This window comes from Jannaschia pohangensis (assembly GCF_900113875.1).
Lineage (GTDB): Bacteria > Pseudomonadota > Alphaproteobacteria > Rhodobacterales > Rhodobacteraceae > Jannaschia > Jannaschia pohangensis.
On record NZ_FORA01000007.1, the window covers coordinates 1 to 23,599 of the forward strand.

25 protein-coding genes are annotated in these 23,599 nt (G+C 65.5%); 8 read left to right on the top strand and 17 right to left on the bottom strand.

Going from position 1 to position 23,599, the window contains the following annotated elements; translation table 11 throughout:
• Positions 1 to 207, top strand: a 207-nt coding sequence (locus BM002_RS19380; protein ID WP_425431878.1) for a hypothetical protein, incomplete at its 5' end; no start/stop codon positions are given.
• 99 nt (positions 208 to 306) lie between these two features.
• On the opposite strand, the gene BM002_RS17315 is transcribed toward BM002_RS19380, so the two are convergent.
• The 5 genes from BM002_RS17315 to BM002_RS17335 all read right to left on the bottom strand — a co-directional run bounded on the left by BM002_RS17315 (position 307) and on the right by BM002_RS17335 (position 4,915).
• The gene (locus BM002_RS17315; RefSeq protein ID WP_092784341.1) at positions 307 to 831 is read right to left on the bottom strand and encodes a hypothetical protein; all 525 of its coding nucleotides are present in this window, start codon (positions 829 to 831) and stop codon (positions 307 to 309) included.
• Positions 828 to 2,093 carry a bifunctional folylpolyglutamate synthase/dihydrofolate synthase gene (locus BM002_RS17320; RefSeq protein WP_092784344.1) on the bottom strand — a complete coding sequence of 422 codons (1,266 nt, stop codon included), beginning with the start codon at positions 2,091 to 2,093 and terminating at the stop codon, positions 828 to 830. The genes BM002_RS17315 and BM002_RS17320 overlap by 4 nt, the downstream gene beginning before the upstream one ends.
• Entirely contained in the window at positions 2,090 to 3,049 is a 960-nt protein-coding gene (accD, locus tag BM002_RS17325; RefSeq protein ID WP_092784347.1) for an acetyl-CoA carboxylase, carboxyltransferase subunit beta, read from the bottom strand. The genes BM002_RS17320 and accD overlap by 4 nt, the downstream gene beginning before the upstream one ends.
• A gap of 73 nt (positions 3,050 to 3,122) precedes the next feature.
• Positions 3,123 to 4,034 carry a CPBP family intramembrane glutamic endopeptidase gene (locus BM002_RS17330; protein ID WP_092784350.1) on the bottom strand — a complete coding sequence of 304 codons (912 nt, stop codon included), beginning with the start codon at positions 4,032 to 4,034 and terminating at the stop codon, positions 3,123 to 3,125.
• Positions 4,031 to 4,915 (bottom strand): CPBP family intramembrane glutamic endopeptidase, encoded by an 885-nt coding sequence (locus BM002_RS17335; RefSeq protein WP_092784353.1) that lies wholly within the window; start codon positions 4,913 to 4,915, stop codon positions 4,031 to 4,033. The genes BM002_RS17330 and BM002_RS17335 overlap by 4 nt, the downstream gene beginning before the upstream one ends.
• 123 nt (positions 4,916 to 5,038) lie before the next feature.
• On the opposite strand from BM002_RS17335, the gene ilvD reads away from it, so the two are divergent.
• From ilvD to BM002_RS17355, 4 genes are all read left to right on the top strand, one after another.
• On the top strand, positions 5,039 to 6,772 hold the full coding sequence (gene ilvD, locus BM002_RS17340) for a dihydroxy-acid dehydratase (protein ID WP_092784356.1): 1,734 nt from the start codon (positions 5,039 to 5,041) through the stop codon (positions 6,770 to 6,772).
• A gap of 6 nt (positions 6,773 to 6,778) precedes the next feature.
• Positions 6,779 to 7,564 carry a DUF6478 family protein gene (locus tag BM002_RS17345; protein WP_092784359.1) on the top strand — a complete coding sequence of 262 codons (786 nt, stop codon included), beginning with the start codon at positions 6,779 to 6,781 and terminating at the stop codon, positions 7,562 to 7,564.
• Positions 7,565 to 7,581: 17 nt separating this feature from the next.
• Complete coding sequence (locus tag BM002_RS17350; protein ID WP_092784362.1) at positions 7,582 to 7,932, top strand: hypothetical protein; 351 nt, start codon at positions 7,582 to 7,584, stop codon at positions 7,930 to 7,932.
• 170 nt (positions 7,933 to 8,102) lie between these two features.
• The gene (locus tag BM002_RS17355; protein WP_092784365.1) at positions 8,103 to 9,008 is read left to right on the top strand and encodes a LysR family transcriptional regulator; all 906 of its coding nucleotides are present in this window, start codon (positions 8,103 to 8,105) and stop codon (positions 9,006 to 9,008) included.
• Between the two features lie 373 nt (positions 9,009 to 9,381).
• On the opposite strand, the gene BM002_RS17360 is transcribed toward BM002_RS17355, so the two are convergent.
• From BM002_RS17360 to BM002_RS17380, 5 genes are all read right to left on the bottom strand, one after another.
• Entirely contained in the window at positions 9,382 to 11,694 is a 2,313-nt protein-coding gene (locus tag BM002_RS17360) for a methyl-accepting chemotaxis protein (RefSeq protein ID WP_092784368.1), read from the bottom strand.
• 147 nt (positions 11,695 to 11,841) lie between these two features.
• Entirely contained in the window at positions 11,842 to 12,750 is a 909-nt protein-coding gene (locus BM002_RS17365; protein WP_139212410.1) for an OmpA family protein, read from the bottom strand.
• On the bottom strand, positions 12,747 to 13,307 hold the full coding sequence (locus tag BM002_RS17370) for a peroxidase-related enzyme (protein ID WP_092784374.1): 561 nt from the start codon (positions 13,305 to 13,307) through the stop codon (positions 12,747 to 12,749). Before BM002_RS17370 ends, BM002_RS17365 begins: the two co-directional genes overlap by 4 nt.
• A gap of 2 nt (positions 13,308 to 13,309) precedes the next feature.
• On the bottom strand, positions 13,310 to 14,011 hold the full coding sequence (locus tag BM002_RS17375; protein WP_092784377.1) for a GNAT family N-acetyltransferase: 702 nt from the start codon (positions 14,009 to 14,011) through the stop codon (positions 13,310 to 13,312).
• Positions 14,008 to 14,727 (bottom strand): competence/damage-inducible protein A, encoded by a 720-nt coding sequence (locus tag BM002_RS17380; RefSeq protein ID WP_092784380.1) that lies wholly within the window; start codon positions 14,725 to 14,727, stop codon positions 14,008 to 14,010. Before BM002_RS17380 ends, BM002_RS17375 begins: the two co-directional genes overlap by 4 nt.
• Positions 14,728 to 14,763: 36 nt before the next feature.
• Here BM002_RS17380 and sfsA point away from each other — a divergent pair, with 36 nt between their 5' ends.
• From sfsA to radC, 3 genes are read left to right on the top strand one after another with little or no spacing between them, the layout of a single operon-like run.
• On the top strand, positions 14,764 to 15,468 hold the full coding sequence (sfsA, locus tag BM002_RS17385; protein ID WP_092784383.1) for a DNA/RNA nuclease SfsA: 705 nt from the start codon (positions 14,764 to 14,766) through the stop codon (positions 15,466 to 15,468).
• A 45-nt stretch (positions 15,469 to 15,513) separates the two neighbouring features.
• Positions 15,514 to 16,329, top strand: coding sequence for a type I methionyl aminopeptidase (gene map / locus BM002_RS17390; protein ID WP_092784386.1), 816 nt, complete (start codon positions 15,514 to 15,516; stop codon positions 16,327 to 16,329).
• A gap of 36 nt (positions 16,330 to 16,365) precedes the next feature.
• Complete coding sequence (gene radC / locus BM002_RS17395; protein ID WP_245749309.1) at positions 16,366 to 17,157, top strand: RadC family protein; 792 nt, start codon at positions 16,366 to 16,368, stop codon at positions 17,155 to 17,157.
• Positions 17,158 to 17,166: 9 nt separating this feature from the next.
• Here the strand turns inward: radC and BM002_RS17400 are convergent, their stop codons facing one another.
• Genes BM002_RS17400 through BM002_RS17430 form a run of 7 tightly spaced genes read right to left on the bottom strand, consistent with a single transcriptional unit; the run spans position 17,167 to position 23,569 of the window.
• On the bottom strand, positions 17,167 to 18,066 hold the full coding sequence (locus tag BM002_RS17400) for an ornithine cyclodeaminase family protein (RefSeq protein WP_092784389.1): 900 nt from the start codon (positions 18,064 to 18,066) through the stop codon (positions 17,167 to 17,169).
• Positions 18,063 to 18,695: an HAD family hydrolase gene (locus BM002_RS17405; RefSeq protein ID WP_092784392.1), complete on the bottom strand. Its 633-nt coding sequence runs from the start codon at positions 18,693 to 18,695 to the stop codon at positions 18,063 to 18,065. Before BM002_RS17405 ends, BM002_RS17400 begins: the two co-directional genes overlap by 4 nt.
• Positions 18,692 to 19,501, bottom strand: a complete 810-nt coding sequence (gene fghA, locus BM002_RS17410; protein ID WP_092784395.1) for an S-formylglutathione hydrolase — start codon at positions 19,499 to 19,501, stop codon at positions 18,692 to 18,694. The genes BM002_RS17405 and fghA overlap by 4 nt, the downstream gene beginning before the upstream one ends.
• Before the next feature lie 21 nt (positions 19,502 to 19,522).
• The gene (locus tag BM002_RS17415; protein ID WP_092784397.1) at positions 19,523 to 20,452 is read right to left on the bottom strand and encodes an AEC family transporter; all 930 of its coding nucleotides are present in this window, start codon (positions 20,450 to 20,452) and stop codon (positions 19,523 to 19,525) included.
• A 59-nt stretch (positions 20,453 to 20,511) separates the two neighbouring features.
• A complete protein-coding gene (locus tag BM002_RS17420) occupies positions 20,512 to 21,378 on the bottom strand; it encodes an esterase-like activity of phytase family protein (protein WP_092784400.1) in 867 nt (288 codons plus the stop codon).
• Complete coding sequence (mepA, locus tag BM002_RS17425) at positions 21,345 to 22,235, bottom strand: penicillin-insensitive murein endopeptidase (protein WP_092784402.1); 891 nt, start codon at positions 22,233 to 22,235, stop codon at positions 21,345 to 21,347. The genes BM002_RS17420 and mepA overlap by 34 nt, the downstream gene beginning before the upstream one ends.
• Positions 22,232 to 23,569: an MFS transporter gene (locus BM002_RS17430; RefSeq protein ID WP_092784646.1), complete on the bottom strand. Its 1,338-nt coding sequence runs from the start codon at positions 23,567 to 23,569 to the stop codon at positions 22,232 to 22,234. Before BM002_RS17430 ends, mepA begins: the two co-directional genes overlap by 4 nt.
• Between the last annotated feature and the right edge of the window lie 30 nt (positions 23,570 to 23,599).

Sequence of the window (23,599 nt, forward strand, 5' to 3'; positions counted from 1 at the left end):
GTCGCCAAGCTCGGCCAGGCCGACAATGGCGTGACCGTCTCGACCCGCTCGGGCACTTCGGGCCTCGCCTACGACATCTTCAACGCCGACCAGGACAGCCCCTCCGACCTGCGCGGCCTGAACGGCGCCACGTCCTTCTCGGGCCAACCCACTGTCGGCGCTGACATTTTCGCCCAGATCAAGGCCGCAAGCGCCGAAGACAAATGATCTAGACGACCCCGCATCCCGCCAATCTCTCTCCCCCGAGGTGCGTTGCGGCACGGACACCCCCCGGTTCAGCGAAAGCTGCCGGGGGGTGTTCTTTTGTCAGCTGTGTGTCTTGCGCGGACCGGGCAGTCCGGACATGGGCAGGATACCGCAAGGATTTGACGCATCAGGCGAAATCGCCAGCGGCGTATCGGGCGAGATGCCGGATTCCTCGATGAACTGGCCGTTGACGCAGACATCCTGCGCCCGGTTGCCGCCGTTGAAGCCGAACCCCGGATTGCCGCAGTCGTCGGCGAAGCCGTTGGCGTTCCACTCCTGATAGGTGCCTTCGGCCGGATAGCCGCCCATGGCGAAGGCCAATGCCCGGGCGTCGAAGCGGAGGGTGAAGGACGTCTCGGGCGTGCGGTCCTTGAGCGACCATTCCCCGAGCCAGACATCTTCCAGCCAGCCGGTGATGCCGAAGCCGTCCACATCGTCTTCGGTCACGATGCTGTCCGCCAGGGTGTCGGGATAGGAGATGTAGCCTTCGATCCGGTAGCCGTTCGCACCCAACCAGCAGAACGAATGCGTGACTGCCTGTGCCGGCGAGGCCAGGGCCAGGACAAGGGCCGCCGCGCGGATCATCCGTTTTCCCTCAGGATACTGCCTGCAAGATAGAGCGAGCCGCAGATCAGGATACGGGCATCCGGGTCGGTCGCTGTGATCGTCGCGATGGCCGATGCCACGCTGTCCGCCGTGGTGGCCGCGATACCCGCGCGGGCAGCGGCGGCAACGGTGTCGGCGGCGCTCAGGGTGTTCGCTTCGCCCGGGATGGAGACGCCTTGAAACGAGGCCGCGTGGCGAGCCAGAGGTGTCATGTAGCCGGTCGCATCCTTGGTATTGAGCATTCCGCAGATCAGGTGCAGCGGCTTCGGTGGCAGACGGTCCAGCACCTCGGCCAGGGCAAGGCCTGCGGCGGGGTTATGGCCGCCGTCCAGCCACAGCTCGGCCCGACCTGCGGCCTGAACCAGCGGGCCGGTCTTCAGCCGCTGCATCCGTGCGGGCCAGACGGCGCGGGTCATTGCGGCATCGGCGGCCCCGGGCCGTTTCAGGGCGCGCAGGGCGGCGATCACCATGCCGGCATTCTGAGCCTGATGCGCGCCGATGAGGCGCGGCAGGGGCAGGTCCATCAGCCCGCCCTCGTCCTCGAAGACCAGTCGCCCGTTCTCCTCGGTGACGTGCCAGTGCTGGCCGTGAACCTGCAACGGGGCGCCCATGCGGGCCGCGCGATACTCGATCACCTCGAGGGCGCGCTCTTCCTGCGGGCCGACGATGCAGGGGGTTCCGGGCTTGATGATCCCGGCCTTCTCGCCCGCGATGGCCTCGATCGTATTGCCGAGGAAGGCCTCGTGGTCCATCGAGACGGGCGTGATGATCGTCAGGGCCGGGTCGATGACGTTGGTCGCATCCAGCCGCCCGCCCAGCCCGACTTCCAGCAGGGTCCAGTCGGCGGGCACGCGGGAAAAGGCCAGGAAGGCGGCACAGGTCGTGATCTCGAAGAAGGTGATCGGGGCCTCGCCGTTGGCGCGTTCGCACTCCTCCAGCAGGCGGGCCAGGTCGTCTTCGGCGATCAGATCGCCCGCGACGCGGATGCGTTCGTGAAAGCGCGCGAGATGCGGGGAGGTATAGATGTGAACCACCTCGCCCGCGCCCTCCAGCCCGGCGCGCAGCATCGCCACCGTCGACCCCTTGCCATTGGTGCCGGCCACATGGATCACCGGCGGAATGCGACGTTCCGGGTGACCCAGGGCCGCAAGCAGGTGATGCACCCGATCGAGGACGAGGTCGATCACCTTGGGATGAAGCGACATCAACCGGCTGAGGATGACATCCGAACCTTGGGTCATCCCTTGGCGGTCTCGGTCGCAGGGGGCGTGGCGGCCGTCTCGGGGGCGGGATCGGCGGCGGGGGCCTCTTCGGGCAACGGTTGCGGCAGGTCGCCATGGACCACGGGACTTTGCCCCGTCAACATCCGCAGGATCGTGGCCAACTCGTCACGCAACTGGCCGCGCGGAGTCACGCGGTCGAGCATGCCGTGATCGAGCAGGTATTCGGCCCGCTGGAACCCTTCGGGCAACGTCTCGCGGATGGTCTGTTCGATGACACGGGGGCCGGCAAAACAGATCAGCGCATTCGGCTCGGCGATATGGACATCCCCGAGCATCGCATAGGAAGCGGTGACGCCACCCGTCGTCGGATGGGTCAGGACCACCACATAGGGCAGGCCGGCCTCCTTGAGCATCTCGATCGCGACGGTCGTGCGGGGCATCTGCATCAGGCTGAGGATGCCTTCCTGCATTCGCGCGCCGCCCGCCGCGGAAAACAGGACCAGCGGGCGTTTCAGGGCGACGGCGCGTTCGGCGGCGGCGATGATGGCGTTGCCGACATACATGCCCATGGACCCGGCCATGAAGCCGAAATCCTGAGCGGCGGCGACGATGGGCGTGCGGTGCATCTCGCCCTCGGCCACCAGCATCGCCTCGGCCTCGTTCGCGGCCTTCTGGGCGGCGCGCAGGCGTTCGGGATATTTCTTCTGGTCGCGGAACTTCAGCGGGTCTTCGATGGGTTTCGGCACCGCCACTTCGGTAAAGATGCCGCCATCGAACAGCGCCTCGAACCGTTCGCGCGGCGCGATGTGCATGTGATGGCCACAGCTGGAGCAAACGCGCAGGTTGTCGGCCAATTCGCGGTGGAACAGCATCGTTCCGCAGTCGTCGCACTTCGTCCAGAGGTTCTCGGGCACTTCGCGACGCGAGAAGAGCGAGTTGATCTTGGGCCGGACGTAGTTCGAAATCCAGTTCATGGTGTTTCCCTGCGCGTGTTCTGGCCGAGATAGCCATGGGGCGGCGGGATTGCAATTGCGGGGGTGCGCCGGGTCATTCCGGATACCCCCGCCGTGCCAGCCACAATCGCAGCAGCGCCCAGAGGGTGATTTGCGACAGCAGGATCATGGCAAGGTCGGTCCAGCCGAACACCGGATCCCAGGGCGCGAAAGGCAAGAGGTAGAGCGACAGCCCCGTCAGATCGCCCGCCATCGACACGATGAACATCGCATAGAGGTTGTTGGCGAAATGCCAGGCCCAGGCCGGCCCAATCGACCCGGTGACCCGCGTCAGATCAGCCGCAAAGAGGCCTGAGAGAAGGATGGACACGAACCAGAGCCCGTCATTGTCGGCCCAGGTCCCGAATTCCAGAAGATGCAACAGGTCCACATGGGCCGCCGCAAACAGAAGCGAGGGGGCACCCATCCAGACCACCGGGCTTTGAAAGCGGGCGGCCAATTGGGATTGCAGGTAGCCGCGATAGAACAGCTCCTCTGCCCCGGTCTGTAACAGGAGGGCCGGCAGGATCAGCGGCGTCCAGGCCAGGACAAGCGCCAGCGGGCGATGCGCCGCGATCCCGTCGGTGTCGAAGAGCAACAGCTCCATCAGGGCCATCGACGCAAGGGTCAGCCCGAAGATGGGGATGAAGCACAGAAGCGGTTCTGGCCCCAGAAGGGACGACAGCGGGCGGTCATGGAGGAGCCGGGCCACAAGCGCCGTGCCCGCAACCAGCGAGATGAAAGACGCGAGGATCACGATCACGCCAAGCGGCGTTGTCCCGATGGTCCAGCGTCCGTCGAGCGGGGGAGCCTCGAACTCCATGATGGTCAGCACCGTGAAGAGACCGCCAAGATTGAACGCCGCCTCGACCAGCAGGAAGCCCAGGATCACGCGCCAGACCTGGGGGTATGTGCGGGCCGAGGCGATGAAGACCTCGAAGGCGCGCGTGCGCAGATGCGGGATCAAGTCGCGTGTGTCTGGCGCGACCACCAGAATCGGATCAGGGCCCAGGCCAGCAGCAGAAAGCCCATGTCGAGGAGCATCAGCGGCCCCAGTGTCGGATCATCCGGCGACGTGGTGAGGCGATAGAGGGCAAGCCCGCCAAGCGGTCCTTCGCTGCCCACGATGAGAAGGCCCGCGCAATTGTTGGCGAAATGCAGGCCCCAGGCCGCGCCAAGCCCGCCGGTCACCCGAGTCAGGTCGGCGGCGATCAGGCCGACGACCGTGATGATGCCGACGACATAGAAGGTGTTGGCCCCGAACTGGCCGGGCTGGAAATGCAACGCCCCGAACAGGACACTGGGCAGAACCATCCAGACGATCGGGCTGCGGAAACGGGCGGCCAGTTGCGTCTGAAGATAGCCGCGAAAGGCCAGCTCTTCCGCCCCGGTTTGCAGCAGGAGGCCGATCAGGGCGAGCGGCAGGAAGGTCAGGAAGACGTCCCGTGGCGTATTTTCGACCACGGCCAGGGATGTGGGGATCAGCGCGCCGAGCAGATTGACCGCGACGACGGCGCCCGCCCCGACCACGAAGGGCATCAGCTGTCGCCGCCCGATCAGGGATGCCGCCTTGCGGCCATGGATGTAGCCGGCGGCGATAGTGCCAAGTGCCATGCCCGTAAAGGTGAACAGCGTCAGCAAGGTGCCCGTGGGCGAGCTGCCCGCGACGAAGCGGGACATCCAGGCCTCCATTTCGCCGAAGCCGATCATCAGACCAAGGGCCAGGAAGGCCCCGACCGTGCTGATGATCCAGCACACCAATATGACCAGCAGACCGACGAGAATGCGCCAGATCTGGGGTCGCCTGGTCGCCGGTGCGACGAAGCGTTCGAATTCTGGGGTCCACATGCCCGATACCCTCTGCCTGTTTTCGCAGGACCCTAGACGCAGGTGGCAATCCCGACAACTGTGCTTGTCCCGTCTGGGTCGGGGGTCTATCCCCGTGCCAAACAGCGATGAAGGAAGACCGCCATGGCGAAGGCCCACACCGACAAGACCAACCTGCCCAGCCGTCACGTGACCGAAGGTCCGGAACGCGCACCGCACCGGTCGTATTTCTATGCCATGGGCCTGGGCGATGACGAGATTCACCAGCCCTGGGTCGGGGTCGCCACCTGCTGGAACGAGGCCGCGCCCTGCAACATCGCGCTGAACCGCCAGGCGCAGGCCGTCAAGCTCGGCGTAAAGCAGGGCAACGGCACCCCCCGCGAATTCACCACGATCACCGTGACCGACGGCATCGCCATGGGACATGAGGGGATGCGGTCGTCGCTGGCCTCGCGCGATGCGATTGCCGACACGGTCGAGCTGACGATGCGCGGGCATTGCTATGATGCGCTGGTGGGGCTTGCGGGCTGTGACAAGTCGCTGCCGGGCATGATGATGGCGATGGTGCGGCTCAACACGCCGTCGGTCTTCATCTATGGCGGGTCGATCCTGCCGGGGCGTCTGAACGGCAAGGACGTGACGGTGCAGGACGTCTTCGAAGCCGTGGGCCAGCATCAGGCCGGCAACATGTCGGACGCAGAGCTGGAAATCCTGGAGCGGGTCGCCTGTCCGTCCGCCGGGGCCTGCGGCGGTCAGTTCACGGCCAATACCATGGCCTGCGTCTCCGAGGCGATCGGCCTCGCGCTGCCCAATTCGTCCGGTGCCCCCGCTCCCTATGAAAGCCGCGACCAGTACTCCATCGCCTCGGGTCTGGCGGTGATGAACCTGCTGGAAAAGAACATCCGGGCCCGCGATGTCGTGACGCGAAAGTCGCTCGAGAATGCGGCCCGTGTCGTGGCCTGCACCGGCGGGTCGACCAACGCCGGTCTGCACCTGCCTGCCATCGCCCACGAGGCGGGGATCGAGTTCACGCTTCAGGACGTCTGCGACATCTTCCGCGACACGCCCTATTTTGTCGACCTGAAGCCCGGGGGGCAATACGTCGCCAAGGACCTCTATGAGGCGGGCGGCGTGCCAATCGTCATGAAGGAGCTGCGCAAGGCCGGTCTGATCCACGAGGATTGCATGACCGCCACCGGCAAGACCATGGGCGAAGTCATCGACGAGACGCGGGGCGAGGCCGACGGCAAGGTGATCTATCCCGTCGAGACGCCGATCACCAAGACCGGCGGCGTTGTCGGCCTGATCGGCAACCTGGCCCCCGAGGGTGCCATCGTGAAAGTGGCGGGCATGGAGGCGCAGCACCAGATCTTCACCGGCCCCGCCCGCTGTTTCGAGAGCGAGGAAGAGGCCTTCGCCGCCGTCAAGGCGCGCCAGTACAAGGAAGGCGAAGTGATCGTCATCCGCAATGAAGGCCCCGCGGGCGGCCCCGGCATGCGCGAGATGCTGGCCACCACCGCCGCCCTGTCGGGTCAGGGCATGGGCAAGAAGGTCGCGCTCATCACCGATGGCCGCTTTTCGGGGGCGACGCGCGGGTTCTGCGTCGGTCACGTCGGGCCGGAAGCGGCCCATGGCGGCCCGATCGCGCTGTTGCGGAATGGCGATGTCATCACGCTCAACGCCATCGAAGGCACGATCAGCGTCGCGCTCAGCGACGAAGAGCTGATGGAGCGGAAGGCCGAGTGGAAAGGGCCGAAGCCCACGATCTATGCCTCGGGCGCGCTGTGGAAATATGCGCAACTTGTCGGGTCTGCCAAATACGGCGCCTGCACCCATCCCGGCGCCGCCGCCGAGCAGCACATCTATATGGATCTCTGACCGGCCATGGCCGACCGCCGCCTTCCCGGGCTGATCGAAAGCCTCCAGTCCCGGCGCGCGCTGCGCCGCTGGCAGGAGGCCGTCGACGCCGGTGAGGGTCTTGATACGGTGACGCTCGCCCGGCTTGCGCCACGCCTGCGCGACATGGTCGGCCTGACGGGTCGCCTGGCCGAGGAAGCGGACCGTCGGTTGATCGGGCGGCAGATCGGGCAGGCCGGCATCGACCGTCCAGCGCAATGCGACTGGGCCTGGCGTCCGCGTCCCTGGGCCGCAGCGCTGACGCCCACGGCTGTGGCGGGCGCGGTTGGCGGAACGAAGCTGGCCGAGGGTGTCACGCTGTTCCACGATTGTCCGCTGGCCGAGATTTCGCTGCGCCAGTCCCGCGCGACGACCCCCAAGGCCAAGGCCCCGTTTCACCTGACGCTGGATGCGCTCGGCTTCGAGGGGTCGTTCCTGTCCCTGGCGCTCGACTTGCCGGAAGAGGGGGCCACGGGCCTTCGTCCGTCGCATATCGTGGGCATCGACCTTCGCGTCTGGATGGAACATCCCGCCGAGATCTTTGTCCGGCTCAACATCAAGCAGGGACCGAACACCGAACAATTGGTGAGCGAGTTGCGGCCCGGTGACCGGCCCGACAGCCCGCTCAGCGCCGATTTCGACCTGGGGTTTCACGACATCAACCCGGCGAAGGTCGAAAAGGCCTGGATCGATCTGATCTTCGAGCGTCCCGAGATGAACCTGGTGCGGATCGACGATCTGACCCTGACGCGCCGCCCGCGCGCCGACATCTGAGACCGAGGAACGAGACGATGGCCTGGACCTTGCATCGCACCGAAATCACCGGCGGCCTGTATCGCGGTCTTCTCGTGGGAAGCGGCGCGCCGCCGGACCTTGAGATGGCGCTCGACGGACAGGTGATCGGGCCCATGACTGCGGCGAAGCTTGATCACGGCTGGCAGATCGAAGGCGAGATGGGGACCGGCCCCTTGACTGACGGGTCGCGAACGGTCGTCGTGCGGACCGTGTCAGGCGACATTCTGGACAGTGTCACGATTGTCACCGGATTGTCCGCGCCCGAGGATCTGCGGGCCGAGCTGTCCGTGTTGCGGGCCGAAATATCCTTGCTAAAGGCCGCAATTCGCCGCCTGAATCGCACCTGATCGAGCGAAAATTAACTATTTAACAAATGCTTAATACATTTGTTTCGCTGTTTCCTGCCCCTGTTTAATCCCGAAACCATCCCGAGATTGGCCGTAGTTCGGCACGGTCTCGCCGCATTCCTCCGACAAACCTAGGTTCAAGTTTTTCTAACGCCAAGGGTCTGCCGAACATGGATCGTCTGTCTGAAATGGAAGCCTTCGCCACGGTCGTCGACCAGGGCGGCTTCACCGATGCCGCCAAGAAATTGGGCATCTCCAAATCTGCCGTTTCCAAGCATGTTTCCTCACTCGAGACGCGCCTTGGGGCACGGCTTCTCAACCGAACGACCCGTCGAGTCAGCCCGACCGAAATCGGTCTGGCCTACTACGACCGCGCCCGCCGCGTTCTCAACGATGCGGGTGAGGCCGATGCGCTGGTCACCTCCATGCAGAGCGCGCCGTCGGGCATCCTTCGCGTCTCGGTCGCGACGGACTTCGGGGTCAACCACCTCTCTCCGATCCTGGGGACGTTCCTGCATGAGTATCCGGAAATCACGGTGAACATGCTGCTCGACAACCGCTATGTCGAACTGATCTCCGAAGGGTTCGATCTTGCGGTTCGCATCGGCGAATTGGAAGACAGCTCCCTGCGGGCCCGCAAGCTGGCGGAAACGCACAAGCAGATGATCGTCTCTCCCGCCTATCTGGAGGAATACGGTCGCCCGCAGCGCATCGACGACCTCAACGAGCACAAGTTGCTGCATTATTCGAACCAGGCGACTGGCTCTGTCTGGAAGCTGACGGCCCCTTCGGGCGAAAAGCGTCAGGTTCGTTCGGCCGGCTGGTTGACGGTGAATGACGGGCAAAGCCTTCTCAACGCCGCCGTCAATGGCCTGGGCATCGCGTTCCTGCCCGACTTCCTCTACGCAGAGGCGATGAAAGAGGGCAAACTTGTCCCCGCGATCGAGGGTATGGCCCCGGAGACCCAGGGCATCTATGCGGTCTATCCGCCGGGCCGCTACACCCAACCCAAGGTCCGCGCCTTCATCGACTTTCTCGTCGACAGCTTCCGCGAAAAGGGCCCCGGTATCTGGTGACCTCGGACGCGACGGCCATCGCTGGCCGACCACCATTCTTGCGGCGGGCCCCTTCACAGGGCCCGCCGATTTCGGTTCTGCCGCAAGATGTGCGTTGAGAGCAAAGGCCTGCGATACCCTGTCCAATCGGGCATCTCGGCGGACCCGCACGACGTCCCGGAAAATCACCTTACCGCATCTGCGAATACGGCGTCGTCAGAATGACGGGCGTTCCCCAGGAAGCCCTTGGTACCCGACGGCAAGATGGGGTTCGGGACAACGTGGCGATCCGGGCGGAGGCGGCGAAGGGGACTTTGATCGGAACCCCGAAGAACACTTTTCATTGCCTCGGGCAGGAGGGGCGCCTGACGACGGGCCCTTCCCGGCGAAGAACTCAGGCAGCAGTCGAGGTCGGCGCGGCGTTCGCGACGTCGGATCGGCACTGTTCGTCCTGACCGGTCCGATGGTGGCGTCCCGCGAAGGACGACACGATGGCAGCCAGGGATTGCGCCTCTGCTTCGAGCGAGCGGCTGGCGCGCGCGGTTTCCTCGAACATCGTTGCGTAGGACTGAGTTGCCCGGTCGAGCTCGTTTGTGGTCGCCGTGATCTCGGAGATCGTCCGGGCCTGCTGCGAGGCGGCCATGGCAATCTCCGAGACGCCGCGCACCACACCGTCGACCGCTTCGGAAATCTTGGCCAGGGACGCCCCCGTTTCATCGACGAGATTTCCACCTTTCTCGACTTGCAGCGCGCTCTCCGCGATCAGGCCGGAAATGCTTTTGGCGGCTTCCGCAGACCGCGCGGCAAGGCTGCGGACCTCTGTTGCGACGACGGCGAAGCCTTTCCCGGCCTCGCCGGCACGGGCCGCCTCGACACCCGCATTCAAGGCCAGAAGATTGGTCTGGAAGGCGATGTCGTCGATCAGGCCGGTGATCTTGGAAATCTCGGAAGACGCCTTCCGAATGCCGTCCATGGCGTCCACGGTGCTGGTGACGACCTTGATGCTTTCATCGACGTGCTTTTTCATGTGACCGACCTCGTCGCTCACTTCTCCGGCGGTCGTTGCGGCAGATTTGACCGATGCCGACAGTTCTTCGGTCGCGGCGGCGGTCTCTTCCAGGGCGGCTGCGTTTTTCTCGGTCCGCTTGGCGAGTTCGGAAGACGACGACGCCAACTCTTTCGTCCAGGAATTGATCGTGTCGCTCCCCTGGTCGATCTGTCCGATGATGGAGGCGAGGGTTTCGGTCGTCAAATTCATCGTGGTCGCGATTTCTTTGAAAATACCCGAGTATTCCCCGTCCATTCGCTTGTTCAGGTTTCCGCCGGACATCGCGCACAAGGCCGCGCGGACGTCCAATAGACCCTGGTTTGCAACTTCACCGATCCGGTTCACGCCGATGCAGAGATGTGCCAACGGCCCCTCCTGCTCCTCTTCGGGCAAACGCTGCGTGAAATCGCCTTGGGCGCAGGCATCGACCACCTTTGCGACCATTGCGACGACATCGCGTTCACGAAGCCGCTGTGCCTCCTGATCGCTCCGCGCGCGCTCTTCTGAGTCGGCCTTTTGCTGTCGCGCCAACTCCTGAGCATTTGCGATTTCAAGGCGGGCCGTGTCGCGCGCCTGCTGCGCGGCTTTCTCTTGCGCCAGGATCTCCTGATGGAACTTTTCGAACGCCACGGCGACATCGGCCACTTCTTCGTAATTGTTCTTGAGCACGTCGATCCGCGCATTGCCCTCGGCCAGGTTGGCGATGACGTTCACCGTGTCGCGCCACGGTTGTACAATCCTTTTCGAAAGCCGGGTGGCCAGCGCGAAGAAAACGAGCATCGTCCCCATGACGGCGAGGATTGAAAGGATCAGCACCGCGTTGGAATAGAATTCAGCGGTATCGCGCGTTTCAACGATATCGGTTTTGACGATATCCTTCACATTCTCGAAAAACGGCTCGGCCTGCGCGAAGGCGGAGGACACCTCGCGGCGGGCCTCGGTTTCGGCGACATGGACAGATGCGTATTCGTTGAATGCCGCCTGGTACTCCCGGATCAGCCCGAGTGTCTCGAGCTGCGTCGACCGTGACGGATATGCCGTTGCGGGGAAGGCCTGGAATTCGGCGATGCGGGTGTTGAACCGGTCGACGTAGTCCTGTTCGCCGCGCAGGATGAAGTCTTTCTCATGACGGCGCATCATGAGCATTTTGACCTGCAATTCGGCGTTCGCGAAGCCGTTCAGGGAGGTTTCGACGGTCTTTACGGCCGTCCGGAGCGTGCCTTCCAGCCCGCTGTCCTCATCGAGGCCAAGGATCACGTTCGTCTCGGTCAGTCTGGCGAATGCCGCAATGTACTGATCGACCGAAGCGCGCAGCCCCGCGATATCCTGATCCAACGCGGATCCAAGAGGCGCGGCGGCAAGGCCCTCTATCCGGTCGATCTGCTCGATCATTCGCGTGGTGATCTCGGCATGGCGGTCGATGTAGTCCTGATCCTTGCGGAGCAGGAAATCCTTTTCGGCGCGACGGGCCATCAGGAAGTCGATCTCGAACTCATAGATGGAATCCAGCAATTGGTTCTCTTGCGTCAGAGTCCGGTTCACGCTTGTCTCGACCAGCTGCTTGCCGACGAAGACAACGCAAACGGCCGCAAGGGCGGCAAGGCCGATCCAGACGAGTTTCCGAATATCCCGGTGGATCGATCGTGCTTTCACGGCCATGCGCTCCTCGTTCCGGCAGGTTGTGGGTCCCAGGAACGGAGCAGCCCGAAAGGCCCGCCGAGCATGACCGCACTGCCCGATGGCTCAGGTACCAAGCTGGTCTTAAGATTCGGTGTATTGCGAGACTCGGACGCGGATGTCGGCAGCCTACTCGGTCGACGTGATCACGGCTTCGACCCGGCGGTTTGTCTCGCGACCTTCGGGCGTATCGTTCCGGGTGATCGGGGCGAAAAAACCAACGCCATGCGTTTCAACCCGATTGGCGGCAATCCCGTAGCGCTCGATCAGCAGGGTGCGCGCGCTTTGGGCGCGGCGACGCGAAATCGCCATGTTGCCTTCGGCCCCGCCTTCGGCATCGGTGTGGCCGACCAAGGCGATAGTCGTCTCGGGGTTTGCCGTCAGGAACTCCGCCAAGGCGGCCAGCGATGGATAGCTGTCGGCGCTGAGATCGGTGGAGCCGGTCTCGAACACCAGATCGGCCAGCACCGCGCGACCCGTCGCCCGCAAGGCTTCGGCCAGGTCGCCCTGGGGTTGACGTGCGGGCGGCGGCACCGGTGCGGACGCGCTTTTGACCGTCGTCTCCACCTCGGCCTCAGGGTCGACCAGCGTCGTCTGGATATATCCCAGATCGCCGGACCGGCTGACCAGAAGGGTCGTCCAGGCGTCACTCTTGCGGGCGGCGAGATAGCGGAAATCGGACAGGTCCACGAACATCTCGGGGGCGGGGGTCACGTCGATCTCGAACCGGAAATCGAAACCGCCGCAGGCCCGTGTCGCGCAGGAAAAGATGATGGCCCACCCATCGGCTTCCAACTGGTCGCGAAGCGGCGCCAGAAGGTCGAGCGTGCCCTGCGGGATCGGCACCTGCCAGACCTGCCGCGTGACGGCCCCTTCGGCTGTGACCGACGGCAGGCTGTCCCGGAACGGTCCGGTGGCGACGCGGTGACTGGCCAGCGCGCGGGTTTCGGTGAAGGTCGAGCGGGCCTGCGCGGGCAGGGTCAGGTCCTGCGCCTGGGCGGGCAGCGCCAGCACCATGAGCAACAGGGGTCGGATCACCGGGCCTGGCCGTGATATTCGGGATTGGGCTGCATCGCGATCGCCGAGGCGACGCGGTTCGTCATGTTGAAGAACCCGGCGACCGAGGCCAGATCGAAGATATCGCGGTCCGTCAGGCCATGGGCGCGCAGCGCGGTGCGCTCCGTCTCCTGAATGGTGGCCGAGGCGCGTGTCATCTGCACCGCGAAGTCGAGCATGGCCCGCTGGCGCGCATCGATGGGGGCCACGCGGTAGTTCATCGCGATCATCTCGCCCAGGGCCGGATCGCCCGATAACTGGCGCACAGCCGCGCCATGGGCCACGAGGCAATAGAAGCAGCGGTTCTCGGCGCTGACGGCGACGGCCACCATCTCCCGCTCCAGCTTGCTCAGCCCCGAGGGCGCCAGCATCAGGTCGTTGTACATCCCCGTGAAGGCATTCAGCTTGTCCACATCGAAGGCATAGGCGCGCAGCACATTCGGCACGAACCCCAGCTTCTCGACGCAGATGTCGAAATAGCGCTGCGTCTCGGCGGGAAGCGGGTCGAGGGGCGGCAGGTCGAGGGCGGTCGGGTTCATGGTCACTCCGGAAGGCGGCGGTAATGATATCCTGCAATGCATTGCATCCCATGGGAAGCATAGGCCGCATTCGCAGGCAGGTTGTCCCGGGCGGCAACCAGCGCAAGCTGGTGGCAGCCACGCGCCTTTGCCCAATGCGCCGCCGCGCGCAGGACGTTGCCCGCGACGCCCTTGCGGCGATGTCGCGCCAGGACCTCGACCGCCGACAGCATGGCCCGGTCGCCATGGGCAGCCACGAACCCCACCCCGGCGGCCCGGTCGTCCACCCGCGCCAGAACGCCGCCGGGATCGGCGGCCCGGGCCATGACGGCCTGCCGCGCCGGGCCGACGTGCCCGCCTTCGGCCCAGATATCCCGCATGATCCGCAATGGCGGCCAGATCGTGAAGGCCGTCGCATAGGGCATCGGCGCGGGCGTCAGTGCGGCGACATCCACAGCCCAGAGGTTGACGGCATCGGCGATGGCATAGCCGCGCTCGGCAAGGGCGGCATCCAGCGCCTCCTGACCCGGCCAGATCAGGAAACTCGGACCCTGTGACGCCGCACGTGCCGTCGCTTCGGCCAGGGGGATGGCCGCAACGTCATCGCCCGACATCGCATTGACCCGACCGCCGGCCCCGGGGGTGATCCGGTGGGTCCAGGGGCCGACCCGCACCATTCGCTCGGCAGGCCAGCAGGCATCGATGGTGGCCTGCCAATCGGTCATGAAAACAGATCGGCCAGTTGTGCCGTCGCCGCCTCGACCCGCGCCTTGTCCTGTCCGCGGATGACGATGTTGGCGCCGAATTTCCCGTCTTTCTGGAAGGGATAGGACCCGATGGAGAGATCCGCGAAGGCCTTGGCAAGATCACCAAGGGGGCCCGCGATATCGCCCTCCCCCCGGTCAATCCGGGTCGAGGTCGACAAAAGCGGCGCGCCCCCCGTCAGGGTCGGCAGAACGCTGGCCACCATCGCCTGAAAGACCGAAGGCACCCCGGCCATGACGTGGACGTTGCCCAAGGTGAAGCCCGGCGCGACCGAAACCGGATTGTCGATCAGGGTGGCCCCGTCGGGAATGCGGGCCATCCGCAGACGGGCCGCGTTCAGCTCCGCCCCCGTCTTGGCATAATGCGCCGCCAGCAGGGCGCGCGCGTCGTCGCGCACATCTACCTTGACGCCAAAGGCGGCGGCCACGGCATCGGCGGTGATATCGTCATGGGTCGGACCGATCCCGCCGCTGGTGAACACGGTGTCCCAGGCCGCGCGCAGGGCATTCAGCGCCGCCACGATCCCGTCGTGGTCGTCGCTGACGATGCGCACTTCCTTCAGGTCGATCCCCGTTTCGGTCAATTGCCCGGCCAGGTGGTGCATGTTGGCGTCGCGGGTGCGCCCCGACAGGATTTCATCCCCGATGACAAGCATGGCGGCAGTGGGGTTGGGCATGGCGATCTCCTTTGCCTGTCGGTATAGGGCGGGGCCATGCGCTTCGCCACTCCGCTGATGCCCGCCAGACTGATCCGCCGCTACAAGCGGTTCCTGGCGGATGTGGTGCTGCCCGACGGGACGGAGGTGACGGCCCATTGCCCGAACCCCGGTGCCATGACGGGTCTGGCCGAGCCGGGGATGCGCATCTGGCTGGAGCCGAATGACGACCCGAAGAAGAAGCTGAAATACGGCTGGCGTCTGGTGGAATTGGCCGACGACCATTGGGCGGGCATCGACACCGCCGTGCCCAACCGCGTGGTGGGTGAGGCCCTGCGCGCCCATGCCATCCCGGGCCTGCCCGCCTATGAAGCGGTCCGGGCCGAGGTGAAATACGCCGCCGCCAGCCGGGTCGATTTCCTGCTGACCGGGTCCGGGCCGGATACCTATGTCGAGGTCAAGAACTGCCACCTGCGCCGCGCGGGCACGTTGGCGGAGTTTCCCGATTGCGTCACGGCGCGCGGGGCGCGGCACATGGGCGACCTGGCCGAGATGGTCGAGGAGGGTCATCACGCCGTCCTGATCTTCCTCGTGCAACGCACCGATTGCACCCATGTTGCCGTCGCCGCCGATATCGACCCCGCCTATGCCCGCGCTTTCGACGCCGCGCGCACCGCCGGGGTGCAGATCATCTGCCTCTCCAGCCGGATCTCCGTCGACGGGGTCGAGGCGGGTCACATCCTGCCGCTGAACGGTGGATAATTCCGGACAGGCACATTAAATGGGCCCGGAACGCAGGAGGCACCCTTGGACGAACATCGCGGCAGATTGACCCGGGACGGTATTCGCATCCACGAGGACGCGGATTTTGCAGGCATGCACAAGGCGGGTCGGCTGGCGGCCGAAATCCTCGACCGGATCGGGGACCACGTGGCCCCCGGCGTCACCACGGGCGCGCTGGACCAGCTGATCACCGACTGGGTGACCGAAGCCGGGGCGACATCCGCGACGATCGGCTACAAGGGCTATCAGCACGCCAGCTGCATCAGTGTTAACCATGTGGTCTGCCACGGCATTCCGGGCGACAAGATCCTGAAGGACGGCGACATCCTGAACATCGACGTCACCGTGATCGTCGACGGCTGGTTCGGGGATACGTCGCGGATGTACGTGGCCGGAACCCAGTCTCGCAAGGCGGAGCGTCTGGTGCAGGTGACCCATGATGCCCTGATGAAGGGGATCGAGGCGGTGAAACCCGGCAATACCTTCGGCGACATCGGCCATGCGATCCAGGCCTATGCCGAGGGGCATCGCATGTCCGTGGTGCGCGATTTCTGTGGGCACGGCCTGGGCCGGGTGTTCCACGCCCCGCCGAATGTCGTGCATTACGGCCGCCAGGGTCATGGCCCGGTGCTGGAGGAAGGCATGTTCTTCACCATCGAGCCGATGATCAACCTGGGTCGCCCCGAAACCAAGGTCCTGGCCGACGACTGGACCGCCGTCACCCGCGACAAATCCCTGTCGGCGCAGTTCGAGCATTCGGTCGGTGTCACGGCGACAGGGGCCGAGATCTTCACCCTGTCGCCCGGCGGACTGTTCCACCCGACTCGACCCTCCGTTTAACGCGATCTTTACGGATTTGGGGTGAATGTCGGGGGCATGACACACTCTGCCCCCCTCCGCAGCCTTGCCGAAGCGCCGATGCCGGACCTGTTTGGCGGGGCCATCGCGCCCGTCCCCCGACCCTGTCCTGATCTGGTGCTCGATGCCCCCGACGATGCCGAAGGGCGCATCGCGCATCGCGCGCGGCTGCGCGACCGCTTCATGGCGGGTGGGGCCGCGGCCATGCCCGACTATGAATTGCTGGAGCTGATCCTGTTTCGCGCCCTGCCGCGCGGCGATACCAAGCCACTGGCCAAGCGTTTGCTGCGCACGTTCGGCGATCTGGCCCACGTCTTGGCCGCCCCGCCCGACCGTCTGGCCGAGGTGAAGGGCGTGGGGCAAGCGGTGGCCGAACAGCTCAAGATAATCGAGGCCGTGGGGCATCGCATGGCCCGTGCGCGCGTCATCAAGCGGCCCGTCCTGTCCAACTGGTCGGACCTGCTCGTCTATCTGCGCGCGGCAATGGCGCATCAGCACAAGGAACGGTTTCGCGTCCTGTTTCTGGACCGCAAGAATGTGCTCATCGCGGACGAGGAACTGGGCGAAGGCACCGTGGATCACGTCCCGGTCTGTCCGCGCGAGGTGATGAAACGGGCGCTGGCGCTCAATGCCTCGGCCCTGATCCTGGTGCACAATCACCCATCCGGCGACCCCACCCCGAGCGAGGCCGATATCGCCATGACCCACGCGATCCGTGATGCCGCGGAAGTTCTGGGGATCGTGCTTCACGATCACCTGATCGTCGGCAAGGCGGCGGAGGTGTCGTTTCGGTCCGAAGGCCTGCTGTGACGTCGCGCCTCAGGCGGTCGCGTCAAGGATGTAGCGCGCCGTTATCAGGTCCAGATGCGCGCCGCCGCCGTTCTTGAACAGCGTGATCTCGTCCGCTGACCGCCGAAGCATGGCGTCCGGCCCATCGTAGTAGTCCGACAGGACCGCCTCCGGCGTGATCGATCCGCTGGCCAACGGGATCTTCAGCTCGCCGATGTGATCCATGGTCGTCGCGCGGGCGTCGACGTGGATGGACGCGCGGCGCAGCGCGGTGTCATCGACCTCGCGCATGTCGGGGCGATAGGCGCCGATCAGGTCGATGTGCTGCCCGGGGCGCAGCCAGTCGCCGCGCAACACCGGCGACGTGGCCATCGTGGCGCAGGTGACGATATCGGCCTCCGGCACGGCCCGGGACAGATCCTCGGCCACGGCCATGTCGCGCCCTGTCGCGAAGGCGTGCGCCTTGGCCGGATCGCGCGCCCAGATTGTGAACGCAGCCTTGGGGAAGGCGGCGGCGTAAGCCTCGTGCAGCGACGCCGCGACGGTCCCCGCCCCGACGATCAGGATGCGGCGGCTGTCAGGTCGGGCCAGGCGCGTGGCGGCCAGCAGGGAATCCCCCGCCGTCTTCCACTTGGTCACCAGATGGAAGTCGAGCATGGCGGACAGCGTGCCGTCGTCGTCCGAAAAGACCGAGACGGCCCCGTTGATCGGAGGTACCTCCCGGTTGTCGGGGAAGATGGTCGCCGTCTTGACCAGCACGCCCAACCCGTCGATCCAGGCCGACCGGGTCAGCATCGTATCCCCGCGACGATAGAGGAACGTGTCGCCCACTTCGGCGCGCGGCAGGGCGTGCCCGGCGGCCAACGCACGGGTCAGCGCCAACCAGTCGAGCGCGCCTTCGGCGTCCTGTCCTACAAACGGAACCGTCATGCCGCCTCCGCTTCGGTCAAAAGACCTTCGGCCACCAGCCGACGGGCCCATCCCTCGGGCCCGTCGAACAGATGCGTCTGCCAGCCGCGCGCGGCCGCGGCGGTGATATTCGCCTCGCGGTCGTCGGCAAAGAGTATTGCGGAGCCGCGCAGGCCCGTCGCCTGTTCCACCATTTCATAGATCCGGGGGGCCGGTTTGATCACCTTCATCTCGCCCGAGACGAAGGGCATGTCGAACTCGCTCAGAAAATCGAAATGCGTCTCGGCCAGCGCGAAACTCTCCACCCCGAAATTCGTCAGCGCATGGACCGGCGTGCCGCGCGCGCGCAGCGCCCGCATCAGGCGGACGGAACGGTCGATGACGGGATGCGCCAGTTCCAGCCAGTGGTCGTGCCACATCCGCACCTCGGCACGCCATTCGGGATAGGCCTCGGCGGTTTCATAGATGATGTCGCGGAACCCTTCGCCCAGATCGACACGGTCGTTCATGGCATGCAGGTCGACGGCGGCGAACATCTCCTGCCGCCGCGCCTCGCCGATGGTGCGGTCATAGAAGTTCTCGGGCACCCATTCGATCAGGACGTTTCCGATGTCGAAGATGACGGCCTCGATGGGGGTCGGCGTCGTCATGCCAGATGCTCTGCGTGGAAGGCCATGTGGTCGGCGGCGAAACTGGCGACGAAGAAATAGCTGTGATCATAGCCCTTCTGCAGGCGCAGATCGGCGGGTGTCTTCGTCATGGCGAGTGCCGCGGCAAAAGCGTCGAGGCCGAGCTTGTCATAGAACTTGTCGCTGGTCCCGGCGTCGATCAGCAGCGGGATGTCGATGCCTCCGGTCGCCAGCAGAACCGTCGCATCATGGGCCGAAGGCACACCGGTATAGGCGGTCAGCTGCGGCGTGCCCCAGTCGCTGGCCGACGGATTGCAGATCGGCGCGAAGGCCGACACGGAGCGGAAGCGCCCGGGCGTCTTCATGGCGAGGGTCAACGCGCCATGACCGCCCATGGAATGCCCGGTGATCGACTGACGGGTATGATCGAGGTCGAAGGCGGCAAAGATCGTCTCGGGCAGGTCGGACAGGATATAGCTTTCCATCTGGAAATGCCGGGCCCATTCGCCTTCGGTCGCGTCGACATAGAAGCCGGCCCCCTGACCCATGTCATAGGATTCGTCGTCGGGCACATCGTCGCCGCGAGGACTCGTGTCGGGGAAGGCCACGGCCACCCCCGCCTCGGCCGCCCAGGCCTGAAGCCCGGCCTTGGTCATCGCATTCTCGTGGGTGCAGGTCAGGCCCGACAGATACCACAGGACCGGGGCGCCGGGCGCGCCCTCGGGCACGAACAGGCCGAACGTCATCTCGGTCCCGGTGGCGTCGGAGGCGTGGCAATAGACCCCCTGCGTGCCGCCAAAGCATCGGTTTTCGGAAATGGTCTTCATGGCAAGGCTCCTGCTTCGGGATTATCCGGTCAATAGGCCGATCACCAGCGACACGGTGACGATGGAAACGGTGGTCGAGACGAGAATCGCCGCGCTGACCCGTTGGGGTGCGACGCCGTAGTGTTGCGCCAACATGTAAACATTTCCTGCAACAGGCAGGGCGGCGGCGGAAATCATCACCGTCGCGGCAAAGGGATCGTCGATCGGAAAGAGGACGAGCGCCGCCAAGGCGACTGCCGCCGGGTGCAACACCAGTTTGCAGAAGGTGAGCCAGCCCGCCACCGACACCCGCTCGGCCGTCTTGCCCGCCAGCGATGCGCCGATGGCGAACAGCGCGCCCGGCGTGGCGGCGGCCCCGAGGATCGTCAGGAATTCGTTGATCGGCTGCCAGAGATCGCGCCCCGTCGATGACCAGGCTATGCCCAGGACGATCGAGACGATCATCGGGTTCTTCACCAGGCCCAAGGCGACGGTGCGCAGCGTGCGCAACCCGATGCGGCCCTCCTTGGATCCAGTGATCAGGATCACGATGAGCGAGGAAAAGACGATCAGGTCCGTCGCCAGAATCATCAGCATCGGCCCCGCGCTTTCGGGACCAAGCAGCAGAACGAACATCGGAATGCCGAGGAAGCCGACGTTGCCGATGACGGCGCATTGCGCCTCGACCGCCGATTCCGTCACCGGGAGGCCGCGCAGAAATCCGACCGCCGTGGCCAGCAGATAAACGATGGCGCAGCCCCAGAGATAGGCCGTGACGAACCGCCAATCGAGGATTTCCGCCAGCGTCAGGTTGGCCGCGAAATTGAACAGCATGGCCGACAGGGCGAAGTAGAAGACGAACTTGGTCAGATAGGCCGTCGCCTCGCTGGTGAAGAACCGTGTCCGGCCTGCGGCATAGCCCAGGGCGATCAGCGCGAAGAACGGCACGGTTTTCAGAAAGATGGCCAGCATTGCCAAGTGGCTATCGGCGCGGGCCGTGGCTGTCCAGAACGATGACCCCTGTCCGGGTCTTATCCGCCCGGCCCATCGTCCAGCACGTAGTCGACGAATTCCGTCCGCTGGATGGCGCGGTTGAGGTTGTCGTCCGAGATCATGGTCAGCCGCAGGCGCCCCGCTTCGTCACGCCAGACGCTGATCCCCTCAAGATTGTCGTGGGTTCCGATCCCGGTTTCCAGCTCGGTCCGCTCGTCCCCGCCGGTCAGGTCGAAACTGCGCACCCGGGTGCGGAAGCCCAGGATCGCGAAATCCCGCTCCAGCAGATACAGCCGCCCGTCAGGGCCGATGTCGGCCCCCGACACAAGATATCGTCCGTCGCGGCGCAGTGTGAACGGTTTGGTCCAGGCTTCGTCGGCGAAACGATAGACGGGAAAGGGCCGCGACAGCTGCCCGGAGCGTTCGGGAATGGCATAGAGCGCGCCGTCGGCATCGGCGGCCAGCGCCTCCAGCCCCGAGTTGGACTGCAGGCCCGCAAAGGCGTCGTCCTGCGCGATCCGGGTCGGCGGGGCCGCGATGTCGTCGTGCCGCATGACCCGGTGCGCGCCCTCGTAGGCCACAAAGAAGGCCCCATCGGCGAAGGCGATTGCCTCGGCGTCCGTCTCGCCGCCCCGCAGATCGCCGCCCGTCGAGCGCAGGAGCGGCCCGCGATCCTGCACGAGGACCGACACCACAGCCCCCCCATCGGCGCGCCCGAGGCTGCCGCGAACCCAGTTGCCCCGATCGGACAGCGTCACGAACCCGCTGCCATCCGGGGCCAGCCACAGGGCGGAGTAACCCCCGGCCCCGTCATAGCCCGGATCCCACGTATAGCTGCCGAGGTAGTCGGCGGCCTGCGCCTGCGCGCCGACTAGCGCGAGGGCGCAGAGAGGACCGAAGCGCATTGCTGAGGCAGATCGGCCAGTTGCAGATCCCGGCGCGGCGTGGCGGCAGGCGCATTCGGATCAGGCGGCGGCGGGTTCAGGATGTTGTTCACCCAATCCTGCGCCTCGGCACAGCCGTCGCCGGCGGGCGGGGCGGCCTGGTTTTCGCAGAAGCGCGCGCCGCGCGGACAGGTCATCCGGACATGCATGTGATAGTGGTGACCCCACCAGGGCCGCACCTTGCGCAGCCAGGACCGGTCCCCCGTCTCATCGTTGCACATCTGGACCTTGGCGCCCGGGAAGATGAAGATCCGGGCCACGCGCGGATCCTGCGCGGCCTTCTTGACCAGTTCGTGTTGACCCCGGCCCCAGTTGGAATTGACATAGGCCCCTTCGGCCCGCCGCATGGAGACGGCCGAGATATCCTCCCGCTGGCGACGGCTGAGGTTCATGTCGGTCGCGGGATAAAGCCAGACGTCCGCGTCCATCCCGATCTGGTGGCTGGCGTGTCCGGTCAGCATGGGGCCGCCGCGCGGCTGGCTGATATCGCCGACATAGATGCCGCCCCACCCGATGCGGTCCATGTGACGGCCCAGATCCTGGAGGAAGTCGACCATCTGCGGATGGCCCCAGTTGCGGTTGCGCGACAGGCGCATCGCCTGCCAGCTTTCGCCCGTCTCGGGCAGGGGCACAAGGCCCGCGGCACAGCCGCGCGAATAGCTCCCGAACGGCTCCGGGTTCTGGGCCGATGCGGCGCCGACGGCCCCGAAAAGCTCCTTGGCGACCTGGGCCTGCGCCGGAAGGGCTGCGACCAGTCCAAGCCCCGCGATCAAGGCGCAGGTTCGGGTGACTCGGCTAAGGACGGCAAAGCGGCTCATCTGTCTTCTCCCTGCGGTTTGACCCAGATTAACAGGATCAGGCCCAGTGTGAACAGCGCCGCGATCGGCAGGATTCCGATCCGCTGCGACCCCGAGGCCAATGTGACGACCCCGATCAGGGTCGGGGCCAGGAATGCCGTCGCCTTCCCCGCCAGCGCATAGAGCCCGAAGGCCTCGGTCTCGCGCTTGGGGTCGGCCTGGCGCACCAGCATCGTCCGGCTGGAGGATTGCAGCGCCCCGCCCGCCGCGCCGATGATCGCCCCCAGAACGTAGAAGGCGATGGACGGCACGGACGACCCTTCGGGGACAGTGAAGCCCAGGACACTGGTCGGGGACAGCGTGATCACCAGAAGCGACACCACCAGAAGCGTGCAGATGCAGAAGATGATGACGGGCTTCGGGCCCTTCGCGGAATCCGCGCGTCCGCCGAGCCAGGCGAAAAGCGCGCCAGTCAGGGCGGCCAGAATGCCGAAGACGCCGATGTCCACCGGCGACCAGCCCAGAACCCCCGCCGCATAGATCCCGCCGAAGGTATAAAGCCCGTTCAGCGCATCTCTGTAGAGCATCGAAGAGCCGAGGTAGGCTGCAAAGCTCGGGTATTGCGGCAGGTTCCGGATGGTGCGGCCAAGCCCGCGCAACGCCGCCCCGAGCGGCACCGCATCGGTCGTGACCGCGCGGGGCACCGGCTTTACCCACATGAAGAACGGGATCATGAACACGATGTACCAAAGCGCGGTGAAGGGCCCGACGAACCGTGTCCCTTCGCGCATGTCAGGGTCCAGCCCGAAGATGGGCGCGATCCCGATCAGGGTCTTGCCCTCCTCGTTCTCGGCAAACAGGGTCAGCATCACGATCAGCGCCGCAACACCGCCAAGATAGCCAAGCGCCCAACCCGACCCCGAGATGCGCCCGATCTCCTCGCGGTTGCCGAGGCCCGGAAGCATCGCGTTGGTGAAGACGGTGGCGAATTCCATCCCCATCAACCCGATGCAGAAGATGACGAGGATGGGCCAGACGCTGTCCGCGCCCGGCACCGCGAACCATGTCGCCGCTGCCCCGGCCACATAGCAGGCCGAAAAGAACCAGATCCATTGCAGGTGTCGGCCCGACGCATCCGCCATGGCGCCCAGGATCGGGGCGAGGACCGCCATGGTGAACCCGGCCATCCCGATGGCCAGACCCCAGGTGCCCTGTGCCTGCGCCGGGTCGTCCATCACCGCGCTCGCGAAGTAGGGCGAGAAGATGAAGGTCAGCATCAGCGTGTTGTAAGGCTGCGACGCCCAGTCGAACATCATCCAGCCGTAAATCCGGCGTTTGAGAACACTGTCGGCCATGATCACTCCCCTATCCCCGGCGGGTATGCT